The 16,978-nt window shown below is 63.6% G+C and carries 14 protein-coding genes; 4 read left to right on the top strand and 10 right to left on the bottom strand.

The features are described from left to right. Positions 1-4: 4 nt before the first annotated feature. From CBW66_RS07720 to leuS, 9 genes are all read right to left on the bottom strand, one after another. Positions 5-2,158, bottom strand: a complete 2,154-nt coding sequence (locus CBW66_RS07720; RefSeq protein ID WP_230492078.1) for an HDOD domain-containing protein — start codon at positions 2,156-2,158, stop codon at positions 5-7. Between the two features lie 203 nt (positions 2,159-2,361). Further along, complete coding sequence (locus CBW66_RS07715) at positions 2,362-3,642, bottom strand: multidrug effflux MFS transporter (RefSeq protein WP_205701176.1); 1,281 nt, start codon at positions 3,640-3,642, stop codon at positions 2,362-2,364. A 74-nt stretch (positions 3,643-3,716) separates the two neighbouring features. Next, complete coding sequence (locus CBW66_RS07710) at positions 3,717-4,889, bottom strand: class I SAM-dependent RNA methyltransferase (RefSeq protein WP_086137804.1); 1,173 nt, start codon at positions 4,887-4,889, stop codon at positions 3,717-3,719. 233 nt (positions 4,890-5,122) lie between these two features. Next, positions 5,123-5,737, bottom strand: a complete 615-nt coding sequence (locus tag CBW66_RS07705; protein ID WP_086137803.1) for a 2-hydroxychromene-2-carboxylate isomerase — start codon at positions 5,735-5,737, stop codon at positions 5,123-5,125. Between the two features lie 10 nt (positions 5,738-5,747). Further along, positions 5,748-6,182, bottom strand: a complete 435-nt coding sequence (locus CBW66_RS07700; protein WP_086137802.1) for a CopD family protein — start codon at positions 6,180-6,182, stop codon at positions 5,748-5,750. A gap of 69 nt (positions 6,183-6,251) precedes the next feature. Continuing rightward, positions 6,252-7,523 (bottom strand): glutamate-5-semialdehyde dehydrogenase, encoded by a 1,272-nt coding sequence (locus tag CBW66_RS07695; RefSeq protein ID WP_086137801.1) that lies wholly within the window; start codon positions 7,521-7,523, stop codon positions 6,252-6,254. Between the two features lie 23 nt (positions 7,524-7,546). After that, positions 7,547-8,563: a DNA polymerase III subunit delta gene (gene holA, locus CBW66_RS07690; RefSeq protein ID WP_058048018.1), complete on the bottom strand. Its 1,017-nt coding sequence runs from the start codon at positions 8,561-8,563 to the stop codon at positions 7,547-7,549. 10 nt (positions 8,564-8,573) lie between these two features. Beyond that, the gene (lptE, locus tag CBW66_RS07685) at positions 8,574-9,191 is read right to left on the bottom strand and encodes an LPS assembly lipoprotein LptE (RefSeq protein WP_086137800.1); all 618 of its coding nucleotides are present in this window, start codon (positions 9,189-9,191) and stop codon (positions 8,574-8,576) included. A gap of 2 nt (positions 9,192-9,193) precedes the next feature. Continuing rightward, positions 9,194-11,833 carry a leucine--tRNA ligase gene (gene leuS, locus CBW66_RS07680; protein WP_086137799.1) on the bottom strand — a complete coding sequence of 880 codons (2,640 nt, stop codon included), beginning with the start codon at positions 11,831-11,833 and terminating at the stop codon, positions 9,194-9,196. 132 nt (positions 11,834-11,965) lie between these two features. Between leuS and CBW66_RS07675 the strand changes: the two genes are divergently transcribed. Together CBW66_RS07675 and CBW66_RS07670 are read left to right on the top strand one after the other, a co-directional pair. Further along, positions 11,966-12,754, top strand: coding sequence for a DUF6597 domain-containing transcriptional factor (locus CBW66_RS07675; RefSeq protein ID WP_230492077.1), 789 nt, complete (start codon positions 11,966-11,968; stop codon positions 12,752-12,754). A gap of 91 nt (positions 12,755-12,845) precedes the next feature. Then, positions 12,846-13,211 (top strand): VOC family protein, encoded by a 366-nt coding sequence (locus CBW66_RS07670; protein ID WP_086137798.1) that lies wholly within the window; start codon positions 12,846-12,848, stop codon positions 13,209-13,211. Here CBW66_RS07670 and CBW66_RS07665 read toward each other — a convergent pair. Beyond that, positions 13,208-14,104: a LysR substrate-binding domain-containing protein gene (locus CBW66_RS07665; RefSeq protein ID WP_170932989.1), complete on the bottom strand. Its 897-nt coding sequence runs from the start codon at positions 14,102-14,104 to the stop codon at positions 13,208-13,210. The two genes, CBW66_RS07670 and CBW66_RS07665, sit on opposite strands and share 4 nt — an antisense overlap. Before the next feature lie 159 nt (positions 14,105-14,263). Here CBW66_RS07665 and CBW66_RS07660 point away from each other — a divergent pair, with 159 nt between their 5' ends. Both CBW66_RS07660 and CBW66_RS07655 read left to right on the top strand, forming a co-directional pair. Continuing rightward, positions 14,264-15,445: an acyl-CoA dehydrogenase gene (locus CBW66_RS07660; RefSeq protein WP_086137796.1), complete on the top strand. Its 1,182-nt coding sequence runs from the start codon at positions 14,264-14,266 to the stop codon at positions 15,443-15,445. After that, positions 15,445-16,704, top strand: coding sequence for a CaiB/BaiF CoA-transferase family protein (locus CBW66_RS07655; RefSeq protein ID WP_086137795.1), 1,260 nt, complete (start codon positions 15,445-15,447; stop codon positions 16,702-16,704). The genes CBW66_RS07660 and CBW66_RS07655 overlap by 1 nt, the downstream gene beginning before the upstream one ends. Positions 16,705-16,978 lie beyond the last annotated feature (274 nt).

The raw sequence follows: 16,978 nt of genomic DNA, 5'->3' as shown, positions 1-16,978 counted from the left end.
GACGTTACGAAGACATGGCGGTATTGCCGGGCGAGGGCAGCGCGGCTGCAGCGCTTGCCGGCAAGGGAATGGGCAGTAAAATTTCAAACGAGGTGCCGGACTTGCTGCTGCGGCAGCCAATCACGCCATGCAGGCGCGTGACCAGGTCATGCACGATGGACAAGCCCAGGCCGTGATGCGCGCCTGCCTTGCTGCTGCGCACGGGGGAAAACAGATTGGCCAGCACGTCCGGCGCCAGGCCGGCGCCATTGTCGCTGACGCACAGCTCCAGGTACAGGCGGCGGTCGCGGTTCACGTGGCCGCGGTTCGCCACTTCGATGCGCCCGCCATCGGGCAGGGCTTCGACGGCGTTTTTCAGCAAGTTGAGCAGGATTTGCTTGAGCATGTCGGCATCGGCCTCCACCTCGCATGGCGCGTCCTGCATGCGCGTGACCACCTCGATCTTCGGCGGCAGGAAGTCGGTGGCGCGGAACAGGCGCAGCACATCGTCGACCACGCGCGCGCAATCGGTCACGCCGCTGGCCGCCGCCGGCTGCAGATCGGCCAGGCCGCCGATCAACTGGCCGACCCGGTCGATTTCCTCGTTCAGGATCGCCATTTCGCCCGACACCGGTTCCTGCTTCTCCAACTTGTGATCGAGCACGCTCAGATAGTTCTTGATGATGGACAGCGGGTTATTCACTTCGTGTACCACGCGGCGCGACGCGGCGCGGTATTCCTCGGTCACGTGATCGAGCTGGCGCCGCGCCAGCCCGCGCGCGCTGATGGCCGATTCCAGCGCCGTGGCGGCCTGGTTGGCATACGCGCGCAGGAAACCCTCGCGCTTCTGGCAAGCGGGAATCTGCCACGCCGCCACGCCGCCAATGAGCACGCCCAGGCTGCGCTGGCCCGACACCAAGGGCACGCAGACCAGGCTGTCGGTACCGAGAATGCGGAACAGCTGCTCCTCGACGATGCCCAGCGCCGGCATGTCGCGTTTCAGGAACGCCAGCTGGCACTCCAGCGCCGAGGCGGCCAGGAGGCCGCCCTTGGCCAGCGGGATCGAGAAGCCGGCCAGGCGCTGCTGATGCTCTCCCGCCGCCACGCCGACAAGCGCATGGCCGGTGGGGTTTTGCAGCAGGATGACGGCGGTGTCGAAATCGAACAGGATGCGCGCCGAGCGCGTGATGGCTTCGAGCAGGCTGCTCTCGTCCTGCTGCCGGGCGAAGGTCTGGCCCACTTCGGACACCAGCACCATATTGCGCACTTCGTCGGACAGGCGCCGCTGCACCGGATCGACCGCTGGCGGCGCATAGGCGGGCGGCGTGGCGATATCGTCCGCGCCGGCCAGGTCGATGCCCAGGTGCTGCGCGGCCTGCTCCACCTGGCGCGCGACGCTGCCGGCCAGCTCGTCCAGTGTCTCGACGTCCAGCGCGCACAGGCTTGCCGCCTGCCTGATCGACTCCGCATCGTCGGCATGGCAGCACAGCAGGTGCGCCAGGCGCACGATGCGGATCAGGGGATGGCTCGCTTCCAGGCGCGCCAGCGGTTCATGGTGATACAGCACGCTGTCGGCCAGGAAGGAATCGAGATGCCAGCGCTCGATCAACCAGGCGCCCGCTTCGGCATGCGTGATCTGCAAGGTACGCTGCTCCACCGCGCACAGGGCGGCATCGTCGCGCGCCGTGAAATTGAACGCGTATTCCTTCGGCGCCGTGGCCAGCAGGGCCAGGCGGCCCACGTTGTGCAGCAAGCCAGCCAGATATGCTTCCTCGACGTGCGGATAGGCCATGGCCTTGGCCAGCGCGCGCGCCATGACGGCAGCCGACAGCGAACTTTTCCAGAAGGCGCGCAAATCCGTGCTGCCGGAATGGGGAAAGCTGTTGAAGGTCTGGAAGACGGATTCGCTGATGACCAGGGTCTTGATCATGTCCGTGCCCAGCGACACGAGCGACTGTTCCAGGCTGACGACTTTGCTCTGCCGATGGTAAGCCGAGCTGCTGGCCACGCCGAGGATCTTGCTGGTCATGCCCGCATCCTTGGCGATCAGCGCGGCCAGCTCCGGCATGCCGGCATCGTCGGCCTGCAGGTGGGCGATCAGCTTGAGGAGGATCTGCGGCATGGCCGGCAGGCGGGCAATCAGCAGGCGATTGCGAATATCTTGATCAGATTGATGCATCGTATCAGGCATTGCCGGTTTGAAAAGGAAGAGCGCTCAGCAGCGAAGCGCGGCCACGTTCAGAGGAATCCTCCACTCCTGTAACCCAAAAAATGTCGCCTGAGAGGATGCCGGGAAAAGCAGTCATCTTATCATAAGCGCCGGATATTACTTGCAATATAGAAAATTAAGTTGAAATAAATCCAGCGTTCTGGCATGGAAACTTATGCCTTGAAGGAACCCAGCAACCGGTGGCGGAAGCGCCGCGATATCAGCCACAGCGCCAGCGCCAGGCCGGTAAACGCCAGCTGGCCCGACGCCAGCCACAGCACGGAACCGGACAACAGCGGCGAGATCAGGCCGGCCACGACGGCGCCCAGCAAGGTGCTGGCAAACGACTGGCACGAGGCCACCGTGCCGCGGATGTGCGGGAACAGATCGAGCGCCAGCAGGGTCGCGCCCGGCCCCACCAGCGACATGCCGAAGGTGTAGAAGAACAGCGGCAGCACCGACCAGGGCAAGGAGGGCGGCAGGAACAGGTGATACACCACATTGACGCTGGCGGCGCACAGCAGGAAGGCAAAGCCGATGCCGATCTGGCGCGCGAACGTGACCTTGCCGGCGATGCGGTTGGCCGCCGCGGCGCCCATGAAGATGCCGCTCACGCAGGGAATGAACAGCCAGGCGAATTGCGATGGCCCCAGGCCCAGCTGCTTGGGCAGCATTTCCGGCGCGGCCGTGATGAACAGGAACAGGCCCGCGAAATTGAGGGCGACGATGCCGGCCTTGATGTGGAACAGCGGCGAGCGCAGGATCTGGCCATAGCTCGACGCCAGGAAGCGGGGATTGAAGGGCTGGCGCTTTTCCATCGGCAGGGTTTCGGGCAGGCGCCAGTAGCAGAACGCCAGCAGCACCAGCGTGTAAAAGGCGAGGAACAGGAAGATTGAGCGCCAGTCGAACCAGATGACGATCCAGCCGCCCAGAATCGGCGCCACGGCCGGCGCGATGGAAAAGATCATCGTCACCAGCGACAGCAGCCGCGCCGCCGCCGCATCGGCATACAGGTCGCGGATGATGGCGCGGCTGATCACCACGCCGGCGCCGGCCGAGACGCCCTGCATGATGCGGAAGAACCACAGGTAATGCACCGTGTGCGCCGAGGCGCAACCGAGCGAGCCGATGGCAAACATCAGCAGCGACACGAGGATGACGTTGCGCCTGCCGTAGGTATCCGAGATGGCGCCATGCCACAGCACCATGCCGGCGAAGGCCAGCATGTAGAACGTCAGCGACTGCTGCACTTCCAGCGGCGACGCCTGCAACGAACCCTGGATCGCGCCAAACGCGGGCAGGTAGGTGTCGATCGACAAAGGGCCCAGCATCGACAGCCCGGCCAGCATCATCGCCAGCGCACCGCGGCTCAGCGGCGCCATGTGGCTCGGCGTGGGAGGTGGAACGGGCGTGACCGGGTCGGGCGGCACATCGGCCGGAGGGGTGGGAAGCATGGCGGGTCCAAAGTGGCGCGCGGACCGGTTTCGGTCCGCGCGCAGGGTTACTGCGGTTGTCTTGCGGTAAACGCTTACTGCGGTGGTTTCGGTTTCGCTTCTTCGCGGCGGTTGTATCCTGCCACCATATCGAAGCGGAACAAACGGCATTCCAGCGCGCCGTTGAAGAATGGCGTCTTGCGCGCTTCCTTCAGACGCAGCAGCTTGGGCAGGCCCAGGTCGGCCGTGAACAGGAACACGGTCCAGCCGGCGAAACGCTGCTTCAGGGTCGTGCCCATGGCCGAATAGAACGACGTCGACAGTTCATCTTCCGGGATGGTGCTGTCGCCGCGCACGCCGATACGCTCGCCGTACGGCGGGTTGGTCAGCATGATGCCCGGCACGTCGCTCGGCGGCTTGACTTCCTGCGCCTCGATCTGTTTCAGGGGTACGTCGAAGCGCACGCCGGCGCAACGCAGATTATGGCGCGTCATGGCGACCATGTCGCCCGAAATGTCGCTGCCGAAAATGGTCGGTTCGGCCGGCAGCGGATTGACCTTGATGGCGTTTTTCATGGCATTCCACGGTGCCGGATCGAAGTCGTGGAAGTTTTCAAACGCGAACTGGCGCGATGCGCCCGGCGGAATCCCTTGCAGCATCTGCGCCGCTTCGGCCAGAATGGTGCCGGAGCCGCACATCGGGTCGAACAGCACCATGCCAGGCTTCCAGCCCGACACGCGCAGCAGGCCTGCGGCCAGGTTTTCGCGCAGCGGCGCGTCGCCCGTCTCTTCGCGCCAGCCGCGCTTGAACAGGGCTTCGCCCGAGGTGTCGAGGTAGACGGTGAAGGTATGCGCGTCGAGGAAGCCGACGATGCGCATGTCCGGCGTCTTGGTGTTGACCGATGGACGCTCGTTGAACTGGTCGCGGAAGCGGTCGCAGATCGCATCCTTGATTTTCAATGTCGTGAATTCCAGGCTGCGCAGCGGCGATTTCACGGCCGTGACGTCAACGCGGATCGTGTGGTGCACGCCGAACCAGTCTTCCCACGCTTGCGCCAGGGTCAGGTCGTAAATATCGTTTTCCGTCTTGTAGCCGGAATGGGCCATGCGCATCAGCACGCGCGAAGCGATGCGCGAATGCAGGTTGATGCGGTAGGAATCGAGCAGGTCGCCCGAGCAATGGACGCCGCCCGGAACCTGGTTGTGGACCTTCATGGTCGCGCTATCCTGGGCGATCTCGCCCAGTTCCTCGGCCAGCGCCGCTTCCATGCCGCGCGGGCATGGGCAAAAATATGAAGCCATGGTGTACCTTTTATCCGTTGAAAAACAATTAACTAAAAATTTCAAAACTTGTCGGCTGACGCCCGCAACGCTAAGCCGACCTACATCAATATCTTGCGCAGGTCGGCGCAGGTCGGCGTAAGCCGACATGCCGCACACTGCGCTTGTCGGATTACGCGCGGCTTTGCCACGCTAATCCGACCTGCCGCTCACTCTCACTATTACTTCTCCAGCGCGCGCTCGACAAAATCGAGGCGGTCCTGTCCCCAGAACCCTTCGCCATCGACGATGTACCACGGCGAACCGAACACTGAAGCAGCGGTGGCCGCTTCCGTATTGGCATCGTATTCCGCCTGCACGCTGGCCGTCTCCGACGTTTTCAGCAACTGGCGGCCATCGAAACCGGCATCGAGCGCGATCTGCACCAGGGTTTCCTCGTCGCCGATGTTGCGCTCTTCAGCCCACAGGCCGCGCATGATGGCGTGCGCCAGCTTCAGCGACGCTTCCACGCCGTGCGCCAGGCGCGTGGCGATGATCAGCTTGGCCGACGCTTCCGGCGATACGGGGAAAAACTTCGGCTGCAGATTCAAAGGCACCTGCAAAAAGGCCGACCAGCGCGCCAGTTCGGCCAGGCGGTACGCCTGGCGCTGCGGTGCCCGCTTGGCCAGCGGCAGGCCGCCCGAAACGCTGAAGACCTTGCCCAGGTCAAAGGGACGCACGTCGATCTGTGCGCCTGTCTTCGCGGCGATGGCCATCAGGCGCGCGTGCCCCAGGTAGGTCCATGGCGAGTGGGGCGCAAAAAAATACTGCACGACTTTGCTCTGGCTTGCACTCATTTCGACTCCCTTAGAAAGGCTTGACCACGACCAGCACGACGACGGCCAGCAGCATCAGCACCGGCACTTCATTGAAGTAGCGGTACCATTTGTGGCTGCGCTTGTTGAGGCCTTTTTCAAACTTGCGCAGGATGGCACCGCAGGCGTGGTGATAGCCGAGCAACAGCACCACGAACGTCAGCTTGGCGTGCATCCAGCCCGGCATCTTCATGCGGCCTTCGCCGCCATACAGCATCCACATCAACGCCAGTCCCAGCACCATGGCCGGCAGCGCCAGCAGCGACATGAAGCGGTACAGCTTGCGCGCCATCAGCAGCAGGCGTTCCGTCGCCACGGTTTCCGTCTCCATCGCCAGGTTCACGAAGATGCGCGGCAAATAAAACAGGCCGGCGAACCAGGACATGACGAAGATGATGTGGAAGGCTTTAGTCCAGAGAAAGAGCATGGGGTTCCCAGTGTCAGAGGTATCGAAGAAGGAGAAAACGGGCCGCCTCGTGAGCCGCCCGCGCAGGGCTTACTTGCGGACTTCGCCGTGGCCGAAAACCACGTACTTGAGCGAGGTCAGGCCTTCCAGCCCCACCGGACCGCGCGCATGCAGCTTGTCGTTCGAGATGCCGATCTCGGCGCCCAGGCCATATTCGAAACCGTCGGCGAAGCGCGTCGAGGCGTTCACCATCACCGAGGCGGAATCGACTTCGCGCAGGAAGCGCAGCGCATCGCTGTAGTCTTCCGTGATGATGGACTCCGTGTGCTTCGAGGAATACCGGTTGATGTGGTCCATCGCTTCGTCGATGCCGTCGACCACCTTCACCGACAGGATGGCGGCCAGGTATTCGGTGGACCAGTCTTCCTCGGTGGCCGCTATCAGGTGCGGATAAGCGGCGGCGGCCAGGATCGCATGGCTTTCGGGATCGGCGCGCAGTTCCACCTGTTTGGTCAGATACAGTTCGGCCAGCTGCGGCAGCACGGTGGCCGCGATGGCGCGCGACACGAGCAGGGTTTCCATGGTGTTGCAGGTGCCGTAGCGGTGGCACTTCGCGTTGAAGCCGATATCGACCGCTTTTTTCAGATCGGCCTTGGCGTCGATGTAGACGTGGCAGATACCGTCGAGGTGCTTGATCATCGGCACGGTGGCCTCGGCCATCAGGCGCGCGATCAGGCCCTTGCCGCCGCGCGGCACGATGACGTCCACGTACTGCGGCATGGTGATCAGGGCGCCGACGGCGGCGCGGTCGGTGGTGTCGATCACTTGCACGGCATCGGCCGGCAGGCCGGCTCCCTGCAAGCCCTCGGCCACCAGCTTGGCCAGCGCGCGGTTGCAATGTATCGCTTCCGAACCGCCGCGCAGAATCGTCGCGTTGCCGCTCTTGATGCACAGGCCGGCCGCGTCCACCGTCACGTTCGGACGCGCTTCATAGATGATGCCGATGACGCCCAGCGGCACGCGCATCTGGCCCACCTGGATGCCCGTCGGACGGAATTTCATGTTCGAGATTTCGCCGATCGGGTCGGCCAGCGACACGATTTGCGTCAAGCCTTCGACCATGGTGGCGATGGCGGCGTCGGACAGGGTCAGGCGGTCGAGCATGGCCGGCGCCAGGCCGGCGGCGGCGGCCGCATCGAGGTCGCGCTGGTTGGCCGCGCGCAGCAGGTCGGCATCGCGCACGATGGCGGCGGCGATCAGGGTCAAGGCGCGGTTGCGCGTGGCGCTGTCGGCACGCGCCATGGCGCGCGAAGCGGCGCGCGCGCGCGTGCCCACGTCCTGCATATATTCTGTGATGTCCATGCTCGTATCCATATAGTAAAAAACTAGCCTCGGGCGATCTTCAGTCCCAGCTGCAGCATGGCGTCCCAGGCATCGCCCGCGTAGCCCTTGGCGCGCAAACCCTTGATCATCTTGTCCACCTGCGCCGCCTGCTGCAGCGCCGCTTCCAGCACGGGCAGCGAAATGCGCCGCAGGGCCGGTTCCATCATCCGCTCGCGCGGACCCCAGATGCGGTATTCCTTCAGCAGCGCGCCCAGCGGACGCCCTTGCGCCATGCCGGCCTTCAATTTTAACAGCGTACGGATTTCCTCGGAGACGGCCCACAAGACCAGCGGCAGCGCCTCGCCCTCGCCTTTCAAGCCTTCGAGCATGCGCACCAGGCGCGCCGGGTCGCCGGCCAGCATGGCTTCGGACAGCTTGAAGACATCGTAGCGGGCCACGTTCAGCACCGCGTCCTGCACTTGTTCGTACGTCAGCTTGCCCGCCGCGTGCAGCAAGCCCAGCTTCTGGATTTCCTGGTGCGCCGCGAGCAGATTGCCTTCCACCCGTTCGGCGATGAAGTCGATGCTGGCACGCTCGGCGCTTTGCCCCTGCGCGGCCAGGCGCTGCGATATCCAGGCTGGCAACTGCGCCCGTTCCACATTCGGAATGTCGATATACACGGCCGCCTGCTGCAGGCTGGCGACCCAGGCCGCCTTTTGCGTGGCCCAATCCAGCTTGGGCAAGGTGATCAGGGTCAGGTTGTCGGGACTGAGGTTTTTCGCGTAGCTTTGCAGCGCCGCGCCGCCATCCTTGCCCGGCTTGCCCGTGGGGATGCGCAGTTCGATCAGTTTTTTATCGCCGAACAGCGACAGCTCCTGGTTCGCCGCCAGCAGTTCACCCCACTTGAAGCTGCGCTCCACCGTCAGCACGTCGCGCTCGGAGTATCCCTGCGCGCGCGCCGCGCGGCGGATCTTGTCGGCCGCTTCCAGCGCCAGCAAGTGTTCGTCGCTGGTGATCACATACAGCTGCGCCAGCGGCTTGGCCACATGCCCATCGAGCGCATCTATCCGCAATTGCATGGCGATCCCGTTACTGCTGCGGGGCTGCTGCGGCCGGCGTCACCGGGCTGACCGGTGACAATGGCGCCACCGACATGGCTGGCAATACCGGCTTGATGGCGGCCAGGCGGCGCATGATCTGCTGCACCAGGTCGTTGCGCATGTCGCGGTACAGCGCTGCTTCTTCCGTTTCCTTGGCCAGTACCTGCTTGTCGTCAAAGGTGATCGGACGCACCAGGCTGATGGTCGTCGGTGCCAGCAACTGGTTGCCGGCCTTGTCCACGACGCGGAAATTGATCGAATAGCCGAGTTGATACTCTTGTACGCGGCCGCTGGTGTTCAGGGACAAAATGGTCTTGGTACGATTCATCTCCGGATCGGAGAGCACTTCAAGGACGGCGTCGGCGCCATCCCTGGTATTGACCACTTCCGTGCTGCCAATGGCGCGGATATAGCGCTTCAGGCCGATCGCCAGCGGCGACGAGTCGGGCAAGCCGATGTATATCGTCGCGAACGGCAGCATGAAACTGCCGTTCGAACCGCGCAAGTGAAAGCCGCAGGCCGACAGCAGGACGGTCAGGCCCAACGCCAGCACGGCGCGGCGGCCCAACAGCGATACTGGAGAGGAAGTCGGAGAGGAAGTCGTCATGATTACACCACGATGCTGATTAACTTGCCTGGCACGACGATGATCTTCTTCGGCGTGGTCTCGACGTACTTCCGCACACTTTCGCACGCCAGCGCGGCCGCTTCGATGCTGGCCTTGTCCGCATCCTTGGCCACCGTGATCGAGCCGCGCAGCTTGCCGTTCACCTGGATCATCATCTCGATCTCGGACTGGACCAAAGCTTGCGGGTCGACCTGCGGCCATGCCGCGTTCAGCAGATCGCCGTGCACGCCAGCGTAGCCAAGCTCTTGCCACAGCACGTGGGTGATGTGCGGCGCGACGGGATTGAGCAGGCGCAGGAAGATCGAGAAGCCTTCGGCGATCAGCGCCTTCGACTGCGCGCTATCGTCCAGCTTGGCCGATTCCAGCGTGTTGAGCATCTTCATGCAGGCCGACACCACGGTGTTGTACTGGATGCGCTTCAAGTCGTAATCGGCTTGCTGCAGCAGCTTGTGCAATTCGCGGCGCAGGTTTTTCTGTGCGTCGCCCGTGGCCGGTGCGGCGCCGCCAGCCAGTGCGGCCTGGATCGTCGCCGACTGGGCGTAGCCGAAGTTCCACACGCGGCGCAGGAAGCGGTTCGCGCCTTCGACACCGCTGCCCGACCATTCCAGCGTCTGTTCCGGCGGCGAAGCGAACATGGTGAACAGGCGGGCCGTGTCGGCGCCATACTGCTCGATCTGTGCTTGCGGGTCGATGCCGTTGTTCTTCGACTTCGACATTTTTTCCGTGCCGCCGATTTCCACCGGCTGGCCGTCGGCCACCAGGACGGCGGACTGCGGACGGCCCTTGTCATCGAGCGACAGGCGCACGTCGTCCGGGTTGAACCAGGTGGTCTTGCCGGCGGCGTCCTTGCGGAAGTACGTTTCGTTGAGCACCATGCCCTGCGTCAGCAGGTTGACGAACGGCTCGTCGAACTTGACCAGGCCGAAGTCGCGCATGATCTTGGTCCAGAAGCGCGCGTACAGCAAATGCATGACGGCGTGTTCGATGCCGCCGATGTACTGGTCCATCGGCATCCAGTAATCGTTGCGCGCGTCGACCATGGCGTCGTTCGAGCCTGGCGAGGTATAGCGCATGTAGTACCACGACGAATCGACGAAGGTGTCCATGGTGTCCGTCTCGCGGCGCGCCGGCTTGCCGCACTGCGGGCAGTCGCACTGCAAAAAGGCTTCGTATTTGTTCAGCGGGTTGCCCGTGCCGTCCGGCACGCAGTCTTCCGGCAGCACCACCGGCAAGTCTTTTTCCGGCACCGGCACCACGCCGCAATCGGCGCAATGGATCATCGGGATCGGCGTGCCCCAGTAGCGCTGGCGCGAAATGCCCCAGTCGCGCAGGCGGAACGTGGTTTTCTTCTCGCCCAGACCCAGCTCCGCCAGGTCGGCGGCCACCGCATCGACGGCGGACGCGAAATGCAGACCATCGTATTTGCCGGAGGCGACGCAGACGCCGTCCTTGCTGCCATACGATTCCTGCCAGGCGTCCGTCGAAAATTCCTGGCCCTTGACTTCGATCACTTGCTTGATCGGCAGATTGTATTTCTTGGCAAAGCCGAAATCGCGTTCGTCGTGCGCAGGCACGCCCATCACGGCGCCGTCGCCGTAGGTGATCAGCACGTAGTTGCCGACCCAGACTTCCACTTGCGCGCCCGTCAGCGGATGGGTGACGAACAGGCCGGTCGGCATGCCCTTCTTCTCCATCGTCGCCATGTCCGCCTCGATCACGGAACCGAGCTTGCATTCGGCGTTGAAGGCGGCCAGCGCAGGATTGCTTTGCGCGGCGTGGATGGCCAGCGGGTGTTCGGCGGCCACGGCGCAGAAGGTCACGCCCATGACGGTGTCCGGACGCGTGGTAAACACATACAGCTTGCCGTCGCCGATCAGGGCGCCGTCGGCATCCTTGATCTCATGCGGGAAAGCGAAGCGCACGCCCGTCGACTTGCCGATCCAGTTGGTCTGCATGATGCGCACGCGCTCGGGCCAGCCCGGCAGCTTGTCATCGACATAGGCCAACAGCTCTTCCGCGTAATCGGTGATGCGCGCGTAGTACATGGGGATTTCGCGCTTTTCGATCAGCGCGCCGGAACGCCAGCCCTTGCCGTCGACCACTTGTTCGTTGGCCAGCACGGTCTGGTCGATCGGATCCCAGTTCACGGTCCCGGTCTTCTTGTAGATGATGCCTTTTTCCAGCATCTTGAGGAACATCCACTGGTTCCACTTGTAGTATTCGGGCTTGCAGGCGGTCATTTCGCGCGACCAGTCGATGGCCAGGCCCATCGATTCCATCTGCTGCTTCATGTGGGCGATGTTCGAATATGTCCATTGCGCGGGCGGCACGTTGTTGGCCATGGCCGCGTTTTCCGCCGGCATGCCGAACGCATCCCAGCCCATCGGCATGAGCACGTTGTAGCCATTCATGCGCAGGTAGCGGTACATCACGTCATTGATCGTATAGTTGCGCACGTGACCCATGTGCAGCTTGCCCGAAGGGTAAGGCAGCATCGAGCAGGCAAAATACTTGCCTTTTGGGAAACGCGGGTCGTGTTCGACGGCTTTATAGGCGTCGATCGCCTTCCAGTGCGATTGGGCGGCTTGTTCGACGTCGGCGGGACTATATTTATCTTGCATGATGTGCGGCCAATAGTGGATATGAACCGAGCATTATACTGGTTGTCGCCGCCCGATAGCGCGGCGCGCTGGCGGCCCGGGCCGGCATATTTTTGCGAGCGCACAATTATGCTGTGTAATATATGGGCAATCTTGTTCTTTGCATCAAAGCCGGCCATGATCGTCTACCAGGAATATCCGCCCCGCCCCGCCCTGCGCCCCTGGCTGGACTGCGTCTGGACCTGCCGCGTGCAGACGGGCGCCACACCCTTGACGCACCAGGTCTTGCCCGACAATTGCATCGATATTTTGTGCCAGGACCAGCAAGACGCCAGCTTTGCCGTGGGCATGATGACGGCGCCGATTGCCGTCGTCAGCCAGGGCCTCGTGCAGACGGTGGCGGCCCGCTTCAAGCCGGGTGCGGCGGCGCGCTTCTTCCAGCTGCCCCTGTGCGAACTCAATGATGGACGTGCCGATCTGCGGCAGCTGTGGGGCCGCGAGCTGGCGGCGCGCCTGGGCGACGTGCTGTGGAGCGAACCCCTGTCCAACGCGCAAAGAGTTGCCATTTTGCAAGACTATCTGCTGCTGCGCCTGCGCGCCGCGCCGCCACGGCGCCAGGCCGGCGCGGCCGACCATGCCATCGCGGCCATCGAGGCAGCATCGGGCCAGGTGCGCGTGGATGGCCTGGCGCAGCGGCTGGGCGTGTCGCGCCAGCACCTGGCGCTGCAATTTCGCCAGCAAGTGGGCATCAGCCCGAAGCTGTTTGCCCGCATCTGCCGTTTTCGCGCCGCCAGCCAGGCCATGCAAAGCATGGCGGGACAGCATGACTGGGCGCAAGTAGCCTTGCAATATGGTTATTTCGACCAGTCGCACCTGATCCACGACTTCCAGGAATTCGCCCGCAGCTCGCCCGAGGCGTGGCTGACGGGCCGGCGCGCGTGAGCACCTTCCATTTTTCCAATCACGCGCAAGGTGCCGGTGGCATCATGAGGTCAGGTATTTCACCGACAATTTCAACCAACAGGAGCAGAACATGATCAAGGGCTTGCGCACCGTCACCTATCCCGTCCCCGACCTGGACAAGGCCAAGGCCTGGTACAGCCAGGTATTCGGCACCACGCCGTATTTCGACCAGCCGTTCTATGTCGGCTTTGCCATCGGCGGCTTCGAGCTGGGATTGCTGCCGGACGGCCAGCCCGGCACGCAGGGCAGCGTGACGTACTGGGGCGTGGACGGCATCGAGCAGGAAGTCGAGCGCATCGTTGCACTGGGCGGCAGCCTGCACCACCCGATCACGGACGTGGGCGACGGCATCCGCACGGTGGAATTGCTCGACCCTTTCGGCAACCAGATCGGCCTGATCGACAATCCCCACTTCGATAAGGCCAAGGTCGTCTAGGCCGCCTCGCCTTGCAGCCATACGCGGAACTGCTGCAAGGCCAATTTTTCATGCGCCGCCTCGGGCGTGATCAGGTAATACGCGCGCTGGCCGCGCAGTGGGCGCTCGCATGCAATGCGCAGCTCGCCGCGCGCCAGTTCCGCCTCGACCAGCATACGGGGCAGCAAGACCACGCCCTGTCCCTGCACGGCCGCCATGGCCAGCATGGAAAACAACTCATAGCGGGCGCCGTAGCGCGCCAGTTCCCCATCGACCTGCATCGCGTCAAACCACTGGCGCCAGGCGCCCGGGCGCGTACTTTGCTGCAGCAAGGTCAGTTCCAATAAATCCTGCGGCTGCCAGGCGCTGCGCGCCGCCAGCAGGCGCGGGCTGGCGACCGGCACGATTTCTTCATGCATGAGCAAGGTGGCGCGCGTGCCGGGCCAGCGCGCCAGTTGCTCGGGCGTGCCCGCGTACAGGGCGCCGTCGTATTCCGTATCGGCAAACATGAACGGTTTCGTGTAGGCATCGATATGCACGACGATGTCCGGATGCATGCCCGCCAGCGACGACAGCCGCGGCATCAGCCAGCGCGTGGCGAACGTGGGCACGGACGCGAGCTGCAAGGCGCCGCCACCGCCCTGGCGCGCCATGGTATCGAGCGTGTCGCGCTCCAGGCCATCGAGGCGGGCCGCGATCTGCCGCGCATACGCGGCGCCGGCGCTGGTCAGCAGCACGCCATGGCGCGTGCGCTGGAATAGTTGCACGCCAAGAAAGCTTTCCAGCGATGAAATCTGCCGCGACACGGCGCTTTGCGTCAGCGACAGTTCGCGCGCCGCATGCGTGTAGCTCTGGTGGCGCGCGGCCGCTTCGAAACAATTTAGCGCTTGCAGCATCGGGATTTTGCGTGACATGGGGGTATCGGGCCAATGAAAGGTCCTAGTATGCCGCAAGATATGCGCAGTACGCATGTCTGGGTGCGAAAAAATCGTTTGCGCAAGGCTAGGCAAAAACCTACCATGAGCCATATTCAATCTTGCGCCGATCACCGGCGCTCACCTGCGAGGCCTGTGATGAGCAAAACCGTATTCGACTGGAATTCCCCCCTGCTGCTGGAAGAACAACTGACGGGCGACGAACGCGCCGTGCTGGAAGCGGCCCGCGATTACTGCCAGGGCAGCCTGGTGCCGCGCGTGCTCGAATCGTTCCGCCATGGCCGCACGGATGCCGCCATCTTCCGCGAAATGGGCGAGTTGGGCTTGCTGGGCACGACGATTCCGGAACAATACGGCGGCGCCGGCCTGAACTACGTTTGCTACGGCCTGGCCGCGCGCGAAGTCGAGCGCGTCGATTCGGGCTACCGCTCGATGATGAGCGTGCAATCGTCGCTGGTGATGGTGCCGATCAATGCCTTCGGCAACGAAGAAACCAAACAGAAATACCTGCCGAAATTGGCAACGGGCGAATTCATCGGCTGCTTCGGCCTGACGGAACCGAACCACGGCTCCGATCCTGGCAGCATGGTCACGCGCGCGCGCAAGGTGCCGGGTGGCTACAGTATCTCCGGCGCCAAGATGTGGATCACCAACAGCCCGATTGCCGACGTGTTCGTCGTCTGGGCCAAGGACGATGAAGGCGCGATCCGCGGCTTCGTGCTGGAAAAAGGCTGGAAGGGTTTATCGGCGCCCGAGATCCACGGCAAGGTCGGCTTGCGCACCAGCATCACCGGCGAAATCGTCATGGATGAAGTATTTTGCCCGGAAGAAAACGCCTTCCCCGACGTGCGCGGCCTGAAGGGTCCATTTACTTGCCTGAACAGCGCCCGCTACGGCATCGCCTGGGGTGCGCTGGGCGCGGCCGAAGACTGCTACCTGAAGGCGCGCCAGTACACGATGGACCGCCAGCAATTCGGCCGCCCATTGGCCGCGAACCAGCTGGTGCAAAAGAAACTGGCTGACATGCTGACGGAAATCACCATGGGTTTGCAAGGCTGCTTGCGCCTGGGCCGCATGAAGGATGAAGGCTCTCCCGCCGTGGAAATCACCTCCATCATGAAACGCAACAGCTGCGGCAAGGCACTGGACATCGCCCGCATGGCGCGCGACATGATGGGCGGCAACGGCATCTCCGACGAGTTCGGCGTCATCCGCCACCTGGTCAACCTGGAAGTGGTCAACACCTATGAAGGCACGCACGATGTGCACGCGCTGATCATCGGCCGCGCCATCACCGGCATCGCCGCCTTCAGCAACTGATGGACGCCTTGGCTTCCACCCTCGCCTCCACCCTGCGGCCCGCGCCGTTGACGGGCTTGCGCGTACTGGACCTGTCGCGCGTGCTGGCCGGCCCGTGGGCCGGACAAATGCTGGCCGACCTCGGCGCCGACGTGGTGAAAGTCGAGCAGCCGGGCCGCGGCGACGACACGCGCTCCTGGGGTCCGCCGTATCTGAAAGACGCGGACGGCCGCGATACGGCAGAGGCCGCCTACTTCCAGTGCGCCAACCGTAACAAGCGCTCCTTGTGCATTGACCTGGCCGCGCCTGAAGGGCAAGCCCTGGTGCGCAAGCTGGCGGCCGAAGCGGACGTGCTGCTGGAAAATTTCAAGCTGGATGGCTTGAAGCAATACGGCCTGGACTCAGCCAGCTTGCTGGCGCTCAACCCGCGCCTCGTGTACTGCTCCATCACGGGTTTCGGCCAGGATGGGCCGTATGCGGCGCGTGCCGGCTATGACTTTTTGATCCAGGGCATGGGCGGCTTGATGAGCATCACGGGCGTGCCCGATGGCCAGCCGGGTGCGGGGCCGCAAAAAGTGGGCGTGGCGCAGACGGACATCCTGACGGGCCTGTACGCCACCATCGCCGTGCAGGCGGCGCTGGCCGAACGCGAGCGCTCGGGCCTGGGCCAGCATATCGACCTGGCCCTGCTCGACGTGCAAGTGGCGGCGCTGGGCAACCAGGCGGCGAACTACTTATGCGGCGGCAAGGTGCCGCAGCGCATGGGCAATGCGCATCCGAACATTGTTCCGTACCAGGACTTTCCCACGGCCGATGGCGACATGATTCTGGCGATCGGCAACGATGGACAGTTTTCGCGTTTTTGCGCCGTCGCCGGCCACCCGGAATGGGCGCAGGATGAACGCTTCGCCACCAATCCGCAGCGCGTGGCGCACCGGGCGATCCTGATTCCCTTGATGCGCCAGACCACGGTCATGCGCACGACGGCAGAGTGGATCAGCGCCTTCGAGGCGCAAGCCGTACCGTGCGGCCCCGTCAACCGCATCGACCAGGTCTTTGCCGACCCGCAAGTAGTGGCGCGCGGCTTGAAAGTGGAGATGCCGCATCCGACGGCGGGCACAGTGGCGCTGGTGGCCAATCCCGTGCGCCTGTCCGGCTCGCCGGTGCAATACCGCTTGCCGCCGCCCTTGCTGGGGCAGCATACGAACGAGGTGTTGCAGCAGTGGCTGGGCCTCGATGACGGCCAGATCGACGGTTTGCGCGAACGCAAGGTGGTGTGAATGTTGGTCGTCTGGACCTAGGCCGGATTAGCGCTTGCGCGTAATCCGACTTGCACAGCCAACAATGTTGTCGGATTACGGCCCGCAGGGCCTAATCCGACCTTGTATTATTCCCCTCATGCCGTTCGTGGTATTGCGAACGGTATCGACCGCTGTCACAATCTTGATAGGCATATCAAGACCGGGTAACTGGATGCCGTATCCGCCCTTAGGCCCCGAGCCAGCTCCGTAGATCTCGCACCAGTTACCCATCCTCCATGTCAAGATCGGACAG

It is taken from the genome of Janthinobacterium sp. GW456P (assembly GCF_002127655.1).
Classification (GTDB): domain Bacteria; phylum Pseudomonadota; class Gammaproteobacteria; order Burkholderiales; family Burkholderiaceae_D; genus Janthinobacterium.
The sequence above is the reverse complement of the archived record's forward strand: the minus strand, read 5'-3'. Positions and strand labels throughout refer to the sequence as shown.